Raw genomic sequence first — 15362 nt, forward strand, 5'->3', positions numbered from 1 at the left:
GGGCCGGTCAGAACACCGTGATGGTGACCGTCGAGCCCTTCTCGAGCTCGGAACCGGCTGCTGCCGACTGTTCGTAGACGAGCCCGAAGACCGGCTCACCCCGGTCGTGCTCGACCGTGACGGCGAAGCCGGCGGCCTCGAGTGCCGCCTTGGCGTCGGCCTCCGGTTTGCGGAAGACATCCGGGACGACGACCATCTCGGGTCCCAGTGACGTCACCAGCTCCACGGTGTCACCGCGGTACCCGGTGCCGGAGGCGGGTGATTGGGAGATGACCGCTCCGGCGGGCACGCTGCTGTGGTGGGCGGAGGACGAGGTCACGGTGAAGCCTGCCGATTCCAGGGCGGACCGCGCCGCGTCGCCGTCCTTCCCGGTCTGATCGGGGATCGCCAGCGGCTGGCGCCCCTGCGAGGCGACGACGTGGACCTCTCCACCCTCGGGCAGCGCGTCGGCGGACTGCGACTGGGAGATGATCTGGCCCTCGGGCACGGTCTCGGAGTATTCGGCCTCATCCTCGACGAGCACCAGCCCGACGGACTCCACCGCGCTGCGGGCCTCCTCCATATCCATCCCGACGAGGTCGGGCACGGGGAAGGTCTGCTGTCCCTTGGAGACGACGAGCTGCACGCTGGCGCCCTTCTTGACGGTGGTGCCGGCCGACGGGGTCGCCTCGATCACGTGTCCGGCCGGCACCGTGTCGTCGAAGCGTTCCTCGGTGCGCGTGCTGAGGTCCTCGGCCGAGAGAACGGCCTCCGCATCGGTCAGCTGGGTGCCGGCCAGGACCGGGATCGTCCGGTCGGCGCCGGGGCCCGTGTTCAGGTACCAGTCCCCGCCGGCCCAGGCTCCACCGGCGAGTGCGATGACCAGGCACAGGGCCGCCAGCGTCGCGAGCGGGCGGGAGCGTCGGCGGGTGCCGAGGGGGAGGTGGCGGCCGCGGCGGGCTCTCGGTGCGCGAAGGACGACCGTGCGGGGCGCCGGATCATCCTCTCCCGGAGTCCCGGGCCGAGACGTCGTTCCCTCCTGCTCCGTGGCCTCCGCGGGGTCCGGAGCATCGCCCTCTCCGGCGGTGTCCTTCTCCCCGGGATGCCCGATCCCGTCCGCGTCGTCCACGCCGACAGAGTCCCCGGGCCGGGCGGACTCGCCGCGTGAGGCGATCGCCGGGGCGCCGTCGTCGGTCGTGGAGAAGATCCCGGCCGGGAAGGCGCGAGGGCCGTGACCGAGCTCGGCCACCACGTCGTCCAGCGGTGAGGTCAGGCGCGGGGTGTCCGCGGTGTCGGTGTCCGAGCGCTCCTCGGGACGTGCGTCCATGACGGCGGCGGGCAGGGTCTCGATCAGCTCGCGCACCGCCCGCAGCAGATCGGCGGCGGTCGCGGGCCGCTGCTCGACCGGCCGGGCGGCGGCCCAGGTCACCAGCGAGTCCAGTTCCCGGGGGATGCCGGAGACCAGCGTGGAGGGGGCGGGGATGTCGTCGTGGACGTGCTGGAAGGCGATATGGACGGGCTGTTCCCCGGTGAACGGCTGCCGCCCGGTGAGCATCTCGAACAGCACCACGCCCAACGAGTACAGGTCGCTGCGTTCGTCGCAGTGGCCACGGGTGACGACCTCCGGGCTGATATACGCCACGGTGCCCAGGAGTGTGGCACTGGCCGAGGAGTTCGTGGAGCCGACGGCACGGGCGAGTCCGAAGTCGGCGACCTTCACGACCCCCTCGTGGTCCAGCAGGATGTTCTCCGGCTTGATGTCACGGTGGACGATGCCGGCATCGTGGGCCGCCACGAGCGCCTCGAGGACCTGCGCCGTCACGTCGAGAGCGTCGGCCACTCTCAGCCGCTCCACCTCGCCGATGCGAGCACGCAGCGTCTCGCCCTCGATGAGTTCCATCGCCAGATAGATGCGGTCGGAATCCTCGCCCTGGTCGAACACACCGACGACATTGCGGTGCGCGAGCCGTGCCGCCGCACGTGCCTCACGGCCGAACCGGCGGCGGAAGTTCTCATCCATCGCGAGGTGCGGATGCATGATCTTCAGGGCGACGACGCGATCGAGGCGCTCGTCATGGCCGCGATGGACGGTCGCCATTCCGCCGCGCGCGATCGGCTCCTCGACCCGGTAGCGGTCGTCGAGGAGCAGGCTGATGCCGGGGGAAGTCGACGTCGCCGCGCTCACGTGGTCAATCTAGGCCTAGCATGCGCACCGACCACGCAGCGACACACTCGTGGCGCGTCGGCATTTCGGTCGAGGCGGGCGATCCGGTCGACCGGTCGATGCCGGTGATGCCTCTCGAGGGAGTGCAGATGAGTCACGTGAGCGGCGCCGCTGTGACGCCGGCATGGTGCACGGCGGGCCCCGGACGTGGCACGCTTGACCCGTGAACGACCTCGACGACCTCATCACTGACTGGCTCACCCTGCCCGACGTCGCCCAGCGACTGGATGTAGAGGTCTCGCGCGTGCGGCGCCTCATCGAGGAAGGCCACCTGATCTCGGTGCGCCGCGGTGATCCCGTGGTCCGCATGGTCCCCGCCGAGATGCTCACCGACGAGGGCGTGGCCCCGCACCTTCCCGGGACGATCACCGTCCTGCGGGACGGAGGATTCGATGACATCGAGCTGCTGACGTGGCTGTTCAGCGAGGACGAGAGCCTTCCCGGGCGCCCGATCGACCACCTGCGGCGCGGTCAGCGCGGCGAGGTGCGCCGGCGTGCGCAGGCGCTGGCCTTCTGACGGGACACTCCGGACCGGGCTTATCGACCGGCCCCTCCGCGTGACCGGTCACTCCGTGCGGCCTTACTGACCGGACCCTCCGGACCAGGCTTTCGGTCGGCCCTCCGGGTCAGCTGTCCGGCCCGGCCTCAGGCGGGCAGCGCCCTGACGTCGGTGGCCAGTCCCGCGAGCTCCGACAGCCCGGCTCGGCCGAGATCTCCCAGCTCCGCGGCGGCCGAGAGCAGGTCCCGTGCACGTCCGGCCCGCTGCGTCACCTCCTCGGTCACGGAGGCGACCGCCCCGGTGGCAGTCATGAGTTCGTGGACGGCGGCGATGTCCCCGGCGTCGGCGTCGGCCCGTCCGATGACACGCGCCAGCAGCTCGCGACCGGCGTCGTCGGCGGCCGCCTCCGTGCGCGCGAGCAGTACTGTGCGTTTGCCCTCGACGATGTCCCCGCCGGTCGGCTTGCCGGTCTCGTCCTGATCCCCGACCACGCTGAGCAGATCGTCGCGCAGCTGGAACGCGGTGCCGACCTCGACCGCCCACTCGGCGAGCGACTCCAGGGCGGCATCGTCGCCTCCCATCAGTGCTGCCCCGATCCGTACCGGTCTCAGGACCGTGTACGGCACGGTCTTCCAGCGGATCACCGACAGGGCGGCCTGCTCGGCGTCGGTCGCCGAGGCGAAACCGCCCGCCTGATGGAGGATGTCCAGGAACTGGCCGGACATCACCTCGGTGCGCAGATCGTCGAACTCACGACGTGCACGCGAGAGGCGATCCTGATCCCCGGGGACATCCGCTGCGGTCTGCTCGGCCCAGCTCAGAGCCAGATCACCCAGCACGATGGCGACGGCGATGCCGTAGTCGCCGGCGGAACCGGCCAGTCCGTCGCGCTGATGCCGAGAGGCGGCGCCGACATGGAGGGCGGGCCGCCCGCGACGGACGGGGGAGTGATCCATGACGTCGTCGTGCATCAGCGCCGCGGCCTGGACGAGTTCGATCGCCGCCCCGCAGCGGGCGAGGGCATCCAGCTCCTGCTCGCGGGGCTCGCGGTCCAGCGCGGCCACGCCTCCCCAGAAGCAGAAACGGGGCCGCAGCAGCTTTCCGCCGCGCAGGTAGTCCTCGAGCGCATCCACCAGGGCGGCCGTCTCCGGGGAGATCTGCTCGAGCTGGCGCCGCCGCGCGGCGAGCTCCGCACGGGTGATCGCTTCGACCCGATCGACCAGCCGGTTCTCGAGCTCACGCAGACGATCGCCGTCGGCCGGCGCTTCAACAGCGGACATGGATGCTCCCTCTCCCGTCGACCCCACGATCTTCCCACGTCCTGCCATCGTTCCTCCCCACTCGGGCTCCGTCCCCAGGATCGCCCGCCGCCTCCCGTCGGGGCCGTGCGGTGGCGCAGGGTCGCCTCATGACGACGAACACCACACCCAGCGACCCCGGGCCGCGAGTCCTGCATCCCGACGATCCGGCGGAGCTCCTCGCCGAGGCGCGTCTCTGCCTTCGTGAGATCCCCACGGACTGCCTGATCCTGGTGGGCCATGCGGGCGACGGCACCGCACCGATGCTGACCTGCTCACCCCTGACAGACGTCATGTCTCCCGAAGGGCCGGAGCACCTCGAGCACCATCTCGGGCTGATGCGCGAGCACGGCAGCTCGCGGGCGCTGGCACTGCTCGTCATCGACGACGGCTACGAGCCGCTCGCGCCCCAGGTGGCCATCGACATCTCGATCCTCGCCGGCGGCCTGGTCCTGACCACCGCCAGTCGCCTGCTCCCGGAACCGTTCGAGATCGACGTGCTGTGGGCCGTGGGTGACTCGAGTGCGCGGCAGGTGCTCCTCTCAGGCGCCGGGCAGGACGGGGACGAGAGCCTCCTCGTCTCCCCGCCCGGTCCGCTGAAGCGCTTCTCCGAGACCAGCGCCGCAGCGAACGCCGTCTTCTCCGGCGACCCCGTCCCGCAGGAGCGCGAGGATGAGCCGGTGCTCGAAGCGATCGGGCGCAGCATCACACTGGCGCGCACCGAGCTCGGCGCCTCGTGCGACCCCGGAGCGCTGTTCGAGACGGCGCGCGGCGCGCTGGGCAGGCTGCGGACGGGCCACGGAGACCCGGCCGGGAGCGACTTCGTGACGGACTGTGAACACGTCTCCGCGCTGCTCTCGGCAGTCGCCGTCGACCGCCTCCATTGGGAGCTGCTGGCGCAGTGCGTCGAACACGGCAACGCCGGCAGCATCGACCGCGAGGAGCTGCTGCAGGTGCTCGTCAGCGCTCCCCAGTGGTCCCCGCATCCTGATATCTGCGCAGGTGGGAGCTGGTATGAGGCACTGGAGAAGCTACGTGAGGTCGCCGCCGCGGCGATGGACGCTGCGCCCGCTGCCCGGCGCTCCACGCCCCGGGCAGCCTGGCGGGGCCTCACCGCGATGCTCGTGATGCTGGCGTGGTGGAACCATCGGTTCGCCACCGCGGGAGGCTTCGTCGACGATCTCTGGGGCCGCGAACCGGACTCGACTCTGGCACCCTTGCTGGCACGAATGACCGACACGCCGATCTTCCCGGCCTGGTGGCCCAGCACCTGATCCCCAGGACCGCTGGACCCTGCCGCGCAGGGGAGCAGGGAGGAGCAGCCGCCGATGACGATGCTCGGAGCACGGAGCGCCCGGCACCGGTCCGCTGCCGACGCCGATGCCGTCGGCTCCCCCCAGCCCGGGACCGCTGCTGAACCTCCCCCGGTGACGGGAGCGTGGAGACCGGAGCACGGCGACGGGGACCGCCGCTTCGCCGAGATCGGTCCGCTGGCCCTCGAGGGGGGCGACGTGCTCGAGGACGTCACTATGGCGTACGAGACCTGGGGCCGGCTCGATGCTGATCGCGGCAACGCCGTCCTGGTGCTGCACGCGCTGACCGGTGACTCCCACCTGCGCGGCCCGGCGAGCAGAGCGCACCCCAGCCCCGGCTGGTGGGAGGAGATGGTCGGTCCGGGCCGCCCCGTCGACACCGACCGGTACTTCGTGATCGCCCCCAACGTGCTGGGCGGCTGCCAGGGGACCACGGGCCCGAGCTCCCCGGGGCCCGGCGGCGACCCGTGGGGATCGAGGTTCCCGCTGGTGACCGTGCGTGACCAGGTGGAGGCGGAGCGTCGGCTGCGCGACAGGCTCGGCATCGACAGCTGGGCACTGGTGATCGGCGGATCGATGGGCGGGATGCGAGCGCTCGAGTGGGCGGTGTCCCATCCCGACGAGGTCGAACGGCTCGGTCTGATCGCCACCTCGGCCCGAGCCACGGCAGACCAGATCGCCTGGAACAGCGCACAGATCGCTGCTATCCGCGTCGACCCCGGCTTCCACGGCGGCGATTACTACGACCAGCCGAACGGTCAGGGACCCGATTCAGGGCTCGGGATCGCCCGCCGGATCGCGCACACCACCTATCGCACGGCGGCGGAGCTCGAGACGCGTTTCGGCAACCGGCCGCAGCCGGGCGAGGACCCGCTGGACGGTGCAGGCAGGCATCAGGTGACCAGCTACCTCGATCACCACGCCGGAAAGCTCGTGCGACGGTTCGACGCGAACTCCTACCTGGTCCTGGCGACCTCCATGAACACCCACGACGTCGGACGCGATCGCGGCGGCGTCGCCGCCGCACTGTCCAGGGTCACAGCTCGCACTCTGGTGGTCGCGATAGATTCCGACCGGCTCTTCCCGCCGGACCTCGTCGGCGAGATGGCCCACCACATCCCGGACGCCCGATGGCATGTCGCGAACTCCGTGATCGGGCACGACGCCTTCCTGCTGGCGCATCCGGACCTCGGCGAGTGGATCGGTGCCCTGCTGGATGATTAAGCTGGCCCGACCGATCGGCGCCATCGAGGATGACGACGCGGGAGAGTCCAGCACAGCCACGAGGGGAGCGTTCGCATGACCATCGTCGTGGGGTACTCCCCATCAGGCCAGGGGCGCGCGGCGCTGCAGGCCGCCATCCGGCACGCCCGCCGGACCAAGGACGACCTGGTCATCGCCTCCCACCAGTACAACGATCCCGACAGCGGCCCGGCCGCCGCCTCCGAGGGCGAGGTGCGCGACGCGCTCGCCGACGCCGGCGCCGATGACCTGGACGTGGCGGTGCGCAGCAACTCCCAGCAGGACATCGGCGAGTTCCTGCTGACGGTCGTCGACGAGGTCTCGGCCAGCCTGCTGGTGATCGGACTGCGCCGGAAGTCCCCGATCGGCAAGCTCAACCTCGGAGCCTCCGCCCGCCGTGTCGTGCTCGGTGCCCCCTGCCCGGTCCTCACCGTCAAGGATGGATTCGCCCACGGCGAGGACGGTCCCATCGCACGCTCCTGAGAGATGCGTCATCGCTCGCGGGTGCACCACGGCGGGCCGCGAGCTCGTCGGCGCCGAGCGGTCCCGGCGGGCCGGGAATAACACCGCGCGCCGGGCGTTATACTCGTAAGGCTTGACGGCACCGTGCCTTCGTGCGCCGTGAGACCGGTTCGTTCCGGGATGACGGCGCCAGCGGGATCCGCGAGCCGCGCCGAGATGACTGATCGCCCGAGTGTGGCGGTGCGCTCCCAGGGAGCACCGCCGGAAGAAGGAACTCTGTGACCTCCTCCAAGACCGCCGAGACCGCCACTGACACGACCGTTGCCGCGGCCGGGTCCGAGGCGGACGCGCCCTCGAAGCGTTCCGCGTCGACCGCGAAGCCCGCGTCCGCGACCGCCCGGAAGAAGCGCACCACCAAGACCGACTCCGCCGTCGAGCCCGACGCGAGCGTCGAGGCCGCCGCGCCCGACGCCGTCGAGACCGACGGCGCCGAGAAGCCGGTCGAGAAGAAGACCGCTGCCAAGAAGGCCGCCGTGAAGAAGGCGGCCAAGGTCGCCGAGACCTCCCCGGACGTGGCCGAGGAGCCCGACGCCGAGGCCGAGGCCGAGGAGGGCGAGACCAAGAAGGAGCCCTCGGAGACCGACGTCAAGGTCGAGGAGTCCGGGGGCTTCGTCTTCAACGCCACCGAGGACGACGCGCCTGCCCAGCAGGTCGTCACCGCCGGCGCGACCGCAGACCCCGTCAAGGACTACCTCAAGCAGATCGGCAAGGTCGCGCTGCTGAACGCGGCCCAGGAGGTCGAGCTCGCCGAGCGCATCGAGGCCGGCCTGTACGCCGAGCACAAGCTCAAGGAGGACGAGTCCATCGCCAAGACCAAGGCCGGTCGCGAGCTCGCGATCGTGGCCGAGGACGGTCGCGCCGCCAAGGACCACCTGCTCGAGGCCAACCTCCGTCTGGTCGTCTCCCTCGCCAAGCGCTACACCGGCCGCGGCATGCTCTTCCTGGATCTCATCCAGGAGGGCAACCTCGGTCTGATCCGCGCCGTCGAGAAGTTCGACTACTCCAAGGGCTACAAGTTCTCGACCTACGCCACCTGGTGGATCCGTCAGGCCATCACCCGTGCGATGGCGGACCAGGCTCGCACCATCCGCATCCCGGTGCACATGGTCGAGGTCATCAACAAGCTCGCCCGCGTCCAGCGCCAGATGCTGCAGGACCTCGGCCGTGAGCCCACCCCGGAGGAGCTCGCCAAGGAGCTCGACATGACCCCCGAGAAGGTCGTCGAGGTCCAGAAGTACGGCCGCGAGCCCATCTCCTTGCACACCCCGCTGGGTGAGGACGGCGACAGCGAGTTCGGCGACCTCATCGAGGACTCCGAGGCCGTCGTCCCCGCCGACGCGGTCAGCTTCACCCTCCTGCAGGAGCAGCTCCACTCGGTGCTGGACACCCTCTCCGAGCGCGAGGCCGGCGTGGTCTCCATGCGCTTCGGTCTGGAGGACGGCCAGCCCAAGACCCTCGACGAGATCGGCAAGGTCTACGGGGTCACCCGCGAGCGCATCCGGCAGATAGAGTCCAAGACCATGTCGAAGCTGCGCCACCCCTCGCGGTCGCAGGTCCTGCGCGACTACCTCGACTGAGCCACCGCCTCGACAGAGCTCGGGGGTGCGCCCTCGAGGGGACCGCACGCTCGAACGAGAGAACCGACCGACGTGACGACGCTGCATGAGCACGGCGCCGGGCATCCCTGCGGGGAGCCCGGCGCCGCGTCTGTGACCGTGATCCGGATGGGCCCGGAGGACTGGGTCGCCCACCGCGACCTGCGCCTGGCGATGCTCCGCGACGCTCCCGACGCCTTCTGGGCCCGACTGGAGGACGTGCAGGGCCGCAGCGAGGCGGAATGGCGCACCGAGCTCGCCGGCCCGCGCCTGCACCTCCAGGCCCGGCGAGGCGATCAGGTGCTCGGGGGCATCGGTGTGCTGCCCGAGGGATACACCCCGGACGAACCCATCGGCGAGGACGAAGCGCATCTGGTCTCGATGTGGGTCGACCCGCGTGAACGCGGCAGCGGCGTCTCCGGACTGCTCATCCGTGCCGCGGCGGAGCTCGCCCTCGAGCTCAGACGGCCCCACCTCACGCTCGACGTCGACTCCGCCAACACGCGCGCCCAGAGGAGCTACGAGCGGCTGGGATTCACCGCCACCGGAACCGAGAACCCGCGCGAGGGCCACGAGACGAGCTGGGTCCAGTACGCGGCCGAGGCGCATGACCTCCTCGAGGGCAGCTGACCCGCGAGCCGCTCGGCTCTCGAGACACCGCGAGCCCCGCCCTGCTCAGCAGGACGGGGCTCGCGACGTTCGGACGCTGCCGTCTGATCAGGTCGTGGCTACTCGACCGATCTCCTCCCGTTCGCCCTGCGCGGTCCGCTCGTTCCTCGCGGACCACTCCGGGCTCACAGTTCGTCGATAAGTCTGTGCCGTGCTGACTGATCTCCTCCCGTTCGCCCTGCGTGGTCCGCTCGTTCCTCGCGGACCACTCCGGGCTCACAGGTCGTCGATCAGTCCTCGACCGGCTCCGGCTTGGCGTGGAGGCGTTCGGTCTCGTCGATGACCTCGGAGACGATGCCCTTGAGGGCGTCCTCGTGGGCGCGTGCGTGATGGGCGCAGAACATCAGTTCACCGCCGGCCTCCAGTCGCACCTTGACGTACGCCTGGGCGCCGCAGCGGTCGCACCGGTCGTGGGCGGTCAGCCGGGGAGCTTCAAGAGTCAAATTCATGGTCCTTTTCTAGCACCCCGCAGGTGCCCGGGGGGAGAGCTTCGCGCCCTGGTTCGCTGGTGGCGCAACGAACCTGTGAGCGGGGCCCCAATACCGGGATCGGGCGGTGCGGCCACGTAGAATCGCCAGGGTGTCCACCTCCACCGCATCGAACTCCAGAACCCAGAACAAGACCGCCTACGACGCCCGGAACCTCCAGGTGCTCGAAGGGCTCGAGGCCGTCCGCAAGCGCCCGGGCATGTACATCGGCTCGACGGACTCCCGCGGGCTCATGCACTGCCTCTGGGAGATCCTCGACAATGCTGTCGATGAAGCGCTCGGCGGCTACGGCGACTCCATCGCGGTGATCCTCCACCCGGACGCCTCCGTCGAGGTGCGCGACACCGGCCGCGGCGTCCCCGTCGACATCGAACCCCGCACCGGTCTCAGCGGCGTCGAGGTCGTCTACACCAAGCTCCATGCGGGCGGGAAGTTCGGCGGCGGCTCGTACGCGGCCGTCGGTGGTCTCCACGGCGTCGGCGCCAGCGTCGTCAACGCCCTGTCCGGGCGGCTCGACGTCGAGGTCGACCGCGCCGGCAAGACGTACGCGATGAGCTTCAAGCGCGGGGTCCCGGGCGTCTTCGACGACGGTGGGACCCCCGATCCCGAGGCCCCGTTCACCCCGGCCGACGGGCCTGGTGAACTGCGTGTGGTGGGCAAGGCCAAGCGCGGGGTCTCCGGCACCCGGGTCCGGTACTGGGCGGATCCGCAGATCTTCATCAAGGGCTCCCACTTCGCGCTGGACGATCTCCACCGTCGCGCCCGCCAGACGGCGTTCCTGGTTCCGGGACTGGAGATCTCGGTGACCGACCACCGGCCCGAGGCGACCCCGGACCAGCCGGCCACCCGCACGTACAAGTACGACGGCGGCATCAGCGAGTTCGTCGAGTATCTCGCCCACGACGAGAAGATCACCGATGTGATCCGCCTGCAGGGCTCGGGCGAGTACACCGAGACCATCCCGGTCCTCGACAAGAACGGCCACATGGTCTCCACCGACGTCGACCGCAAGTGCGAGGTCGACATCGCGCTGCGCTGGGGTGCGGATTACGAGTCCACGGTGCGTTCATTCGTGAACATCGTGGCCACCCCCAAGGGCGGCACCCACGTCACCGGTTTCGAGCAGGCGCTGGTCAAGACCATGCGCAAGCAGGTCGAGAACCAGGCGCGACGGGTCAAGTTCAACACCAAGAACGAGAAGATCGAGAAGGACGACACCCTGGCGGGCCTGACCGCCGTGGTCAGCGTCCGGATCGACGAGCCGCAGTTCGAGGGCCAGACCAAGGAGGTGCTCGGCACCCCCGCGATCCGCGCGATCGTCTCCAAGGTCGTCGAGGACCGCCTGACCGACTTCCTCACCTCCACCGCGAAGGGGGAGAAGGAGCAGGCCAACCTGGTCATCGACAAGGTGGTCTCCGAGATGCGGGCCCGTATCGCCGCCCGCATGCACAAAGAGGTCTCGCGCCGCAAGAACGCGCTGGAATCCTCGACGATGCCGACCAAGCTCGCCGACTGCCGCAGTACCGAGATGGAGCGCTCCGAGCTGTTCATCGTCGAGGGTGACAGCGCCCTGGGGACCGCGAAGAACGCCCGCAACTCCGAGTTCCAGGCTCTGCTGCCCATCCGCGGCAAGATCCTCAACGTGCAGAAGGCGTCCATCACGGACATGCTCAAGAACACCGAGTGCGCGGCCATCATCCAGGTGCTCGGGGCCGGCTCCGGCCGCACCTTCGACCTCGACGCCGCCCGCTACGGCAAGATCATCATGATGACCGACGCCGACGTCGACGGCGCCCACATCCGTACTCTGCTGCTGACCCTGTTCCACCGCTACATGCGGCCCCTGGTCGAGGAGGGCCGGGTCTACGCCGCGGTGCCGCCGCTGCACCGGGTGGAGATCATCCACGGCGGCTCGAAGAAGAACGAGTACGTCTACACCTACTCCGAGGCGGAGCTGAACAAGCTGCTGAAGAACCTCGAGCGGCGCGGCAAGCGGTTCAAGGAGCCGATCCAGCGCTACAAGGGGCTCGGGGAGATGGACGCCGATCAGCTGGCCGACACCACCATGGACCCCGGGCATCGCACCCTGCGCCGGGTGCGCATCGAGGACGCCGAGGCGGCCAGCTCCATGTTCGAGCTGCTGATGGGCTCCGAGGTCACTCCGCGCAAGCAGTTCATCATCGAGGGCGCCGAAGAGCTCGACCTGGAGAGGATCGACGCATGAGCGTCGCCGTCCGCGTGATCCCGTGCCTGGACGTCGACGCGGGACGCGTCGTCAAGGGGGTCAACTTCCAGGGCCTGCGGGATGCCGGCGACCCGGTCGAGCTCGCCGCCCGCTACGGCGCCGAAGGGGCCGACGAACTCACCTTCCTCGACGTCACCGCATCCTCCGGGGGCCGCGAGACCATGATCGACGTGGTGCGCGCCGCCGCCGACCAGATCTTCATCCCGCTGACCGTCGGTGGGGGAGTCCGCTCCGCGGAGGACGTCGACCAGCTGCTGCGCGCCGGGGCCGACAAGTGCGGCGTCAACACTGCCGCCATCGCGCGCCCCGAGCTGATCAGCGAGATCACGCGCCGGTTCGGCAACCAGGTCCTGGTGATGTCGATCGACGCCCGCCGCGTCACCGAGGACACACCCGAGGGCACCGCACGCACCGGATCGGGCTTCGAGGTCACCACGCACGGGGGCCGCCGCGGCACCGGGATCGATGCGATCTCCTGGATCCGGGAGGTGACCGAGCGCGGCGCCGGCGAGATTCTGCTGAACTCCATGGATGCCGACGGCACCGAGGCGGGCTTCGACCTGGAGCTGATCCGCCTCGCCCGCGAGGCCACCACCCTGCCGCTGATCGCCTCCGGCGGCGCCGGGAAACCGGAGGATTTCCCCCCGGCCGTGCATGCCGGGGCCGACGCCGTGCTCGCCGCGAGCGTCTTCCACTTCCGTCAGCTGACCATCGCCGATGCGAAAGCGGCGATGGCGGCCGACGGCATCGCCGTGCGGTGAGCGCGCCCCTGTCGGTCGCTTCCCTCGAGCCTGCCATCCGGCGTCCCCGTCGCCAGCGTGCCGCCGTCATCCTGCTGGCGGGCCTCCTGGCACTGCTCGTGGGGGCCGGCTGGCTGCTGTGGGACAACCGCCGTCTGGACGTCACCTCCTATCAGGTTCCCGTCCAGCAGCTGCCTGCCGCGGCCGACGGAGTGCGCATCGCCCAGCTCTCCGATGTCCATGCCGCCTCATTCGGGACGTTCCCGGACCGCATCGTCTCCGCCGTCCGGTCGGCCGAGCCCGATCTCATCGCGCTCACCGGGGATCTCATCGACATCCGCACCGCGGATCTGGGCGCCTCGCTCGACCTCGCGGAACAGCTGGCCGGTATCGCCCCCGTGTACTACGTGCTGGGCAATCACGAGGCCGACTCCCCACTGCGCACCGAGCTGCTGGAGGGTCTGGAGGAACGAGAGGTCCATGTCCTGCGCGACGAGGCGACGACGCTGGAGCTCCCGGAGACGACGCTGACCCTCGTCGGTCTCGACGATCCGCGTGTGGATCACGCGGCTGACCGGGAGGCGACGCCCCCGGTGACGACCCTGGCCGGGCTCGACATGCCGCGACAGAGCCCGACGGTGCTGCTGGCGCACTGGCCCGAGCTGTGGTCCGACTTCCGAAGATCCGCTGGCGGGCTTCGGTGGGGCGGTGGCGACTGTGTCCTCTGGCGGCGAACCCGTGATCCTGGGCGAAGAAAACGGCTCATCGGACACAGCACTGGCAGGGGCGTTGTTCGTCCCACGCGGTCTGCTCACCGACGAGCAGTTCTGGCAGATCGGTGGGGTACAGGCAACGATCACCACTGATCCGCGCGAGGATCTCGTTGGGGATCTGGCGAATGTCGGCATCGACGCACACAGCGGATGGGACATCGCTGAGTTCGATCGGCTCCAACACAGCATCGATACGATCCGCCTGCTGACTGTGACCGTGCTCGCGATCGGACTGGGCGGGTTCCTGCTGAGCATGACGGACCGCGCCCTCGAGCGCAGCGGGGACATTGCTCGCCTCCGGTTGCTCGGGACCCCGGTGCGGACGCTCCGCGCGGCGCACTGGTTCGAAGTCACGGTGCCGCTCGTCGTGGGCGTTCTGGCGGCGTTGGCCATAGGCCACGTCGTCGCAAGTACCTACGTCGCGGTAGGGAATCTCGGTGTCGAGCCTGGCAGAGCCACGAACCTGCCCGACTCATATCTCGTGGGACCCGTTCTTGCCGCGCTCGTCGGTTCGGTGCTGATCGCAGCGTTGACCTCGATGGGACTCGGGATGACGTTGCGGTCCGAACAGATCCGCCGCGAATGAGAGATGCATACGACACGGACGACACGGGAACTCAGGGACTGGCCAGGGCCAAGGCAAGGGCCCGGGTCGCTCTGTCCCTGGTCCGGGTACAACAGACCAAGACGAGACATACCCCGGCCCGGGCAACGGGCCGGGGTATGTCTCGTCAGCGGTGGATGAGTCCGGCGTTCACGAGCGCCCGCGCGAACACCGCCTCCTGTTCGCGGCGTGCCTGCGCGGCGGCCTGCTGGCGCAACGCCTGGTCGACGGCGCGCTGCCGTCGGGCCTTCTGGGCGACGCGGCGACGAGAGGTCCGGTTGTCCAGCGCGGACCTCTCCGGCTCCGACGGCAGAGCCGCTGAGGAGTCCTGCTCGACCGGCAACGGTGGGATAAGCGTCGAGGAGGTCTGTGCGGCTGTCGAGCTGGGGACGGCCGCGCCCGCCTGCGTGGGACGGGGAGGGCTCTGCGTGAGGGGCGAAGCCCCGGTGAATGCTGTCGTAGGGGGTTCGGGTCGGACGGATTGCAGGCGCTCATCTGTGCGCATGGTGCATCTCCTGGGACGTGGTGGTGCCAAGTCTTCTCGGCAGGAAGGACACGAGGTGTCCGCGAAGTGGGGACCGCCGGACGCGATGTGCCCGTGGGGTCGAGATAGGCGTCGCCGACGATGCGAGAGAGAGGGGTGGCCGTCTCGTCGCGATCGATGGGCGATGCCACGTTCGGGCTGCGCCGAAGCGCAGCAAAGGGTGCCGACCGCTGCCCAGAGCGGGCTCGCCTCACGGTGCGATGCGACGCGACCCGCCGGGGGCAGGTGTCGAAGTCACGCAGTGCGCAACGAGGCGTTGGCGCTCGGTGTGGTGTGTTGCGGTGCGGTGTGGTGCGGGCGGCCGTGCCGAGGCCTACGCCGCGGGGCTCGGAGCCGGCTACGGCGTCAGCGGGCTACCTGGCCGGCGCCGCCGTCGGCTGCGCAGCGGCCCCCATCGGCCTCTGTCGCCTCCACGGTGGAGCCGGGGTGCCGGGCGGGGGATGCCGCGAGGCCGAACAGCGACGCGGCCAGGTCGGCCGGTGTCGGATTCGGGGTCGTGTGCATCTCCATATGGACAGTCGACCATCACGCTGGATTGGGCACAACTGAATAAACGGCCTCTGGGTCGTCGTCCGCGGACTTCCGTCCGCTCCGGCGGGGTGGCGCGGCCCGCGTCGCTCATGGGCT

General features: G+C 70.1%; 15 protein-coding genes. 10 read left to right on the forward strand and 5 right to left on the reverse strand.

Annotated elements, in window-relative coordinates; genetic code table 11:
* Positions 1–7: 7 nt before the first annotated feature.
* A complete protein-coding gene (locus ACFQRD_RS03420) occupies positions 8–2164 on the reverse strand; it encodes a PASTA domain-containing protein (protein WP_377020059.1) in 2157 nt (718 codons plus the stop codon).
* Positions 2165–2366: 202 nt separating this feature from the next.
* On the opposite strand from ACFQRD_RS03420, the gene ACFQRD_RS03425 reads away from it, so the two are divergent.
* On the forward strand, positions 2367–2720 hold the full coding sequence (locus ACFQRD_RS03425; RefSeq protein ID WP_377020058.1) for an Rv2175c family DNA-binding protein: 354 nt from the start codon (positions 2367–2369) through the stop codon (positions 2718–2720).
* 128 nt (positions 2721–2848) lie between these two features.
* Here the strand turns inward: ACFQRD_RS03425 and ACFQRD_RS03430 are convergent, their stop codons facing one another.
* Positions 2849–3982 carry a polyprenyl synthetase family protein gene (locus ACFQRD_RS03430; protein WP_377020057.1) on the reverse strand — a complete coding sequence of 378 codons (1134 nt, stop codon included), beginning with the start codon at positions 3980–3982 and terminating at the stop codon, positions 2849–2851.
* A 128-nt stretch (positions 3983–4110) separates the two neighbouring features.
* Here ACFQRD_RS03430 and ACFQRD_RS03435 point away from each other — a divergent pair, with 128 nt between their 5' ends.
* The 5 genes from ACFQRD_RS03435 (at position 4111) to ACFQRD_RS03455 (ending at position 9302) form a co-directional block, all read left to right on the forward strand.
* Complete coding sequence (locus ACFQRD_RS03435) at positions 4111–5274, forward strand: hypothetical protein (RefSeq protein WP_377020056.1); 1164 nt, start codon at positions 4111–4113, stop codon at positions 5272–5274.
* Between the two features lie 54 nt (positions 5275–5328).
* Entirely contained in the window at positions 5329–6537 is a 1209-nt protein-coding gene (locus ACFQRD_RS03440) for a homoserine O-acetyltransferase (RefSeq protein WP_377020055.1), read from the forward strand.
* A 75-nt stretch (positions 6538–6612) separates the two neighbouring features.
* Positions 6613–7038, forward strand: coding sequence for a universal stress protein (locus tag ACFQRD_RS03445; protein ID WP_377020054.1), 426 nt, complete (start codon positions 6613–6615; stop codon positions 7036–7038).
* A 257-nt stretch (positions 7039–7295) separates the two neighbouring features.
* Positions 7296–8654: an RNA polymerase sigma factor gene (locus tag ACFQRD_RS03450; protein WP_377020053.1), complete on the forward strand. Its 1359-nt coding sequence runs from the start codon at positions 7296–7298 to the stop codon at positions 8652–8654.
* Positions 8655–8726: 72 nt separating this feature from the next.
* Entirely contained in the window at positions 8727–9302 is a 576-nt protein-coding gene (locus tag ACFQRD_RS03455) for a GNAT family N-acetyltransferase (RefSeq protein WP_377020052.1), read from the forward strand.
* Positions 9303–9571: 269 nt separating this feature from the next.
* Here the strand turns inward: ACFQRD_RS03455 and ACFQRD_RS03460 are convergent, their stop codons facing one another.
* Complete coding sequence (locus tag ACFQRD_RS03460) at positions 9572–9790, reverse strand: hypothetical protein (protein WP_377020051.1); 219 nt, start codon at positions 9788–9790, stop codon at positions 9572–9574.
* 130 nt (positions 9791–9920) lie between these two features.
* Between ACFQRD_RS03460 and ACFQRD_RS03465 the strand changes: the two genes are divergently transcribed.
* Genes ACFQRD_RS03465 through ACFQRD_RS03480 form a run of 4 tightly spaced genes read left to right on the forward strand, consistent with a single transcriptional unit; the run spans position 9921 to position 14173 of the window.
* Positions 9921–12053, forward strand: coding sequence for a type IIA DNA topoisomerase subunit B (locus tag ACFQRD_RS03465; protein ID WP_377020050.1), 2133 nt, complete (start codon positions 9921–9923; stop codon positions 12051–12053).
* The gene (gene hisF / locus ACFQRD_RS03470) at positions 12050–12835 is read left to right on the forward strand and encodes an imidazole glycerol phosphate synthase subunit HisF (RefSeq protein ID WP_377020049.1); all 786 of its coding nucleotides are present in this window, start codon (positions 12050–12052) and stop codon (positions 12833–12835) included. The genes ACFQRD_RS03465 and hisF overlap by 4 nt, the downstream gene beginning before the upstream one ends.
* Positions 12832–13680 carry a metallophosphoesterase gene (locus ACFQRD_RS03475; protein ID WP_377803498.1) on the forward strand — a complete coding sequence of 283 codons (849 nt, stop codon included), beginning with the start codon at positions 12832–12834 and terminating at the stop codon, positions 13678–13680. Before hisF ends, ACFQRD_RS03475 begins: the two co-directional genes overlap by 4 nt.
* Positions 13604–14173 carry an FtsX-like permease family protein gene (locus ACFQRD_RS03480; protein WP_377020047.1) on the forward strand — a complete coding sequence of 190 codons (570 nt, stop codon included), beginning with the start codon at positions 13604–13606 and terminating at the stop codon, positions 14171–14173. The genes ACFQRD_RS03475 and ACFQRD_RS03480 overlap by 77 nt, the downstream gene beginning before the upstream one ends.
* A gap of 145 nt (positions 14174–14318) precedes the next feature.
* Here the strand turns inward: ACFQRD_RS03480 and ACFQRD_RS03485 are convergent, their stop codons facing one another.
* Both ACFQRD_RS03485 and ACFQRD_RS03490 read right to left on the reverse strand, forming a co-directional pair.
* Positions 14319–14534, reverse strand: coding sequence for a hypothetical protein (locus ACFQRD_RS03485; protein ID WP_377020046.1), 216 nt, complete (start codon positions 14532–14534; stop codon positions 14319–14321).
* Positions 14535–15080: 546 nt separating this feature from the next.
* Positions 15081–15245 (reverse strand): hypothetical protein, encoded by a 165-nt coding sequence (locus tag ACFQRD_RS03490; RefSeq protein WP_377020045.1) that lies wholly within the window; start codon positions 15243–15245, stop codon positions 15081–15083.
* Between the last annotated feature and the right edge of the window lie 117 nt (positions 15246–15362).

This window comes from Brachybacterium sp. GCM10030268 (genome assembly GCF_042666305.1).
In the GTDB taxonomy this organism is placed as follows: Bacteria; Actinomycetota; Actinomycetes; order Actinomycetales; family Dermabacteraceae; genus Brachybacterium.

Excerpts from the sequence above, each read along its gene's own strand:
- ACFQRD_RS03460 (WP_377020051.1), bottom strand. The coding sequence starts at position 9,790 with ATGAATTTGACTCTTGAAGCTCCCCGGCTGACCGCCCACGACCGGTGC.
- ACFQRD_RS03445 (WP_377020054.1), top strand. The coding sequence starts at position 6,613 with ATGACCATCGTCGTGGGGTACTCCCCATCAGGCCAGGGGCGCGCGGCG.
- ACFQRD_RS03430 (WP_377020057.1), bottom strand. The coding sequence starts at position 3,982 with ATGTCCGCTGTTGAAGCGCCGGCCGACGGCGATCGTCTGCGTGAGCTC.
- ACFQRD_RS03435 (WP_377020056.1), top strand. The coding sequence starts at position 4,111 with ATGACGACGAACACCACACCCAGCGACCCCGGGCCGCGAGTCCTGCAT.
- ACFQRD_RS03440 (WP_377020055.1), top strand. The coding sequence starts at position 5,329 with ATGACGATGCTCGGAGCACGGAGCGCCCGGCACCGGTCCGCTGCCGAC.
- ACFQRD_RS03490 (WP_377020045.1), bottom strand. The coding sequence starts at position 15,245 with ATGGAGATGCACACGACCCCGAATCCGACACCGGCCGACCTGGCCGCG.
- hisF (WP_377020049.1), top strand. The coding sequence starts at position 12,050 with ATGAGCGTCGCCGTCCGCGTGATCCCGTGCCTGGACGTCGACGCGGGA.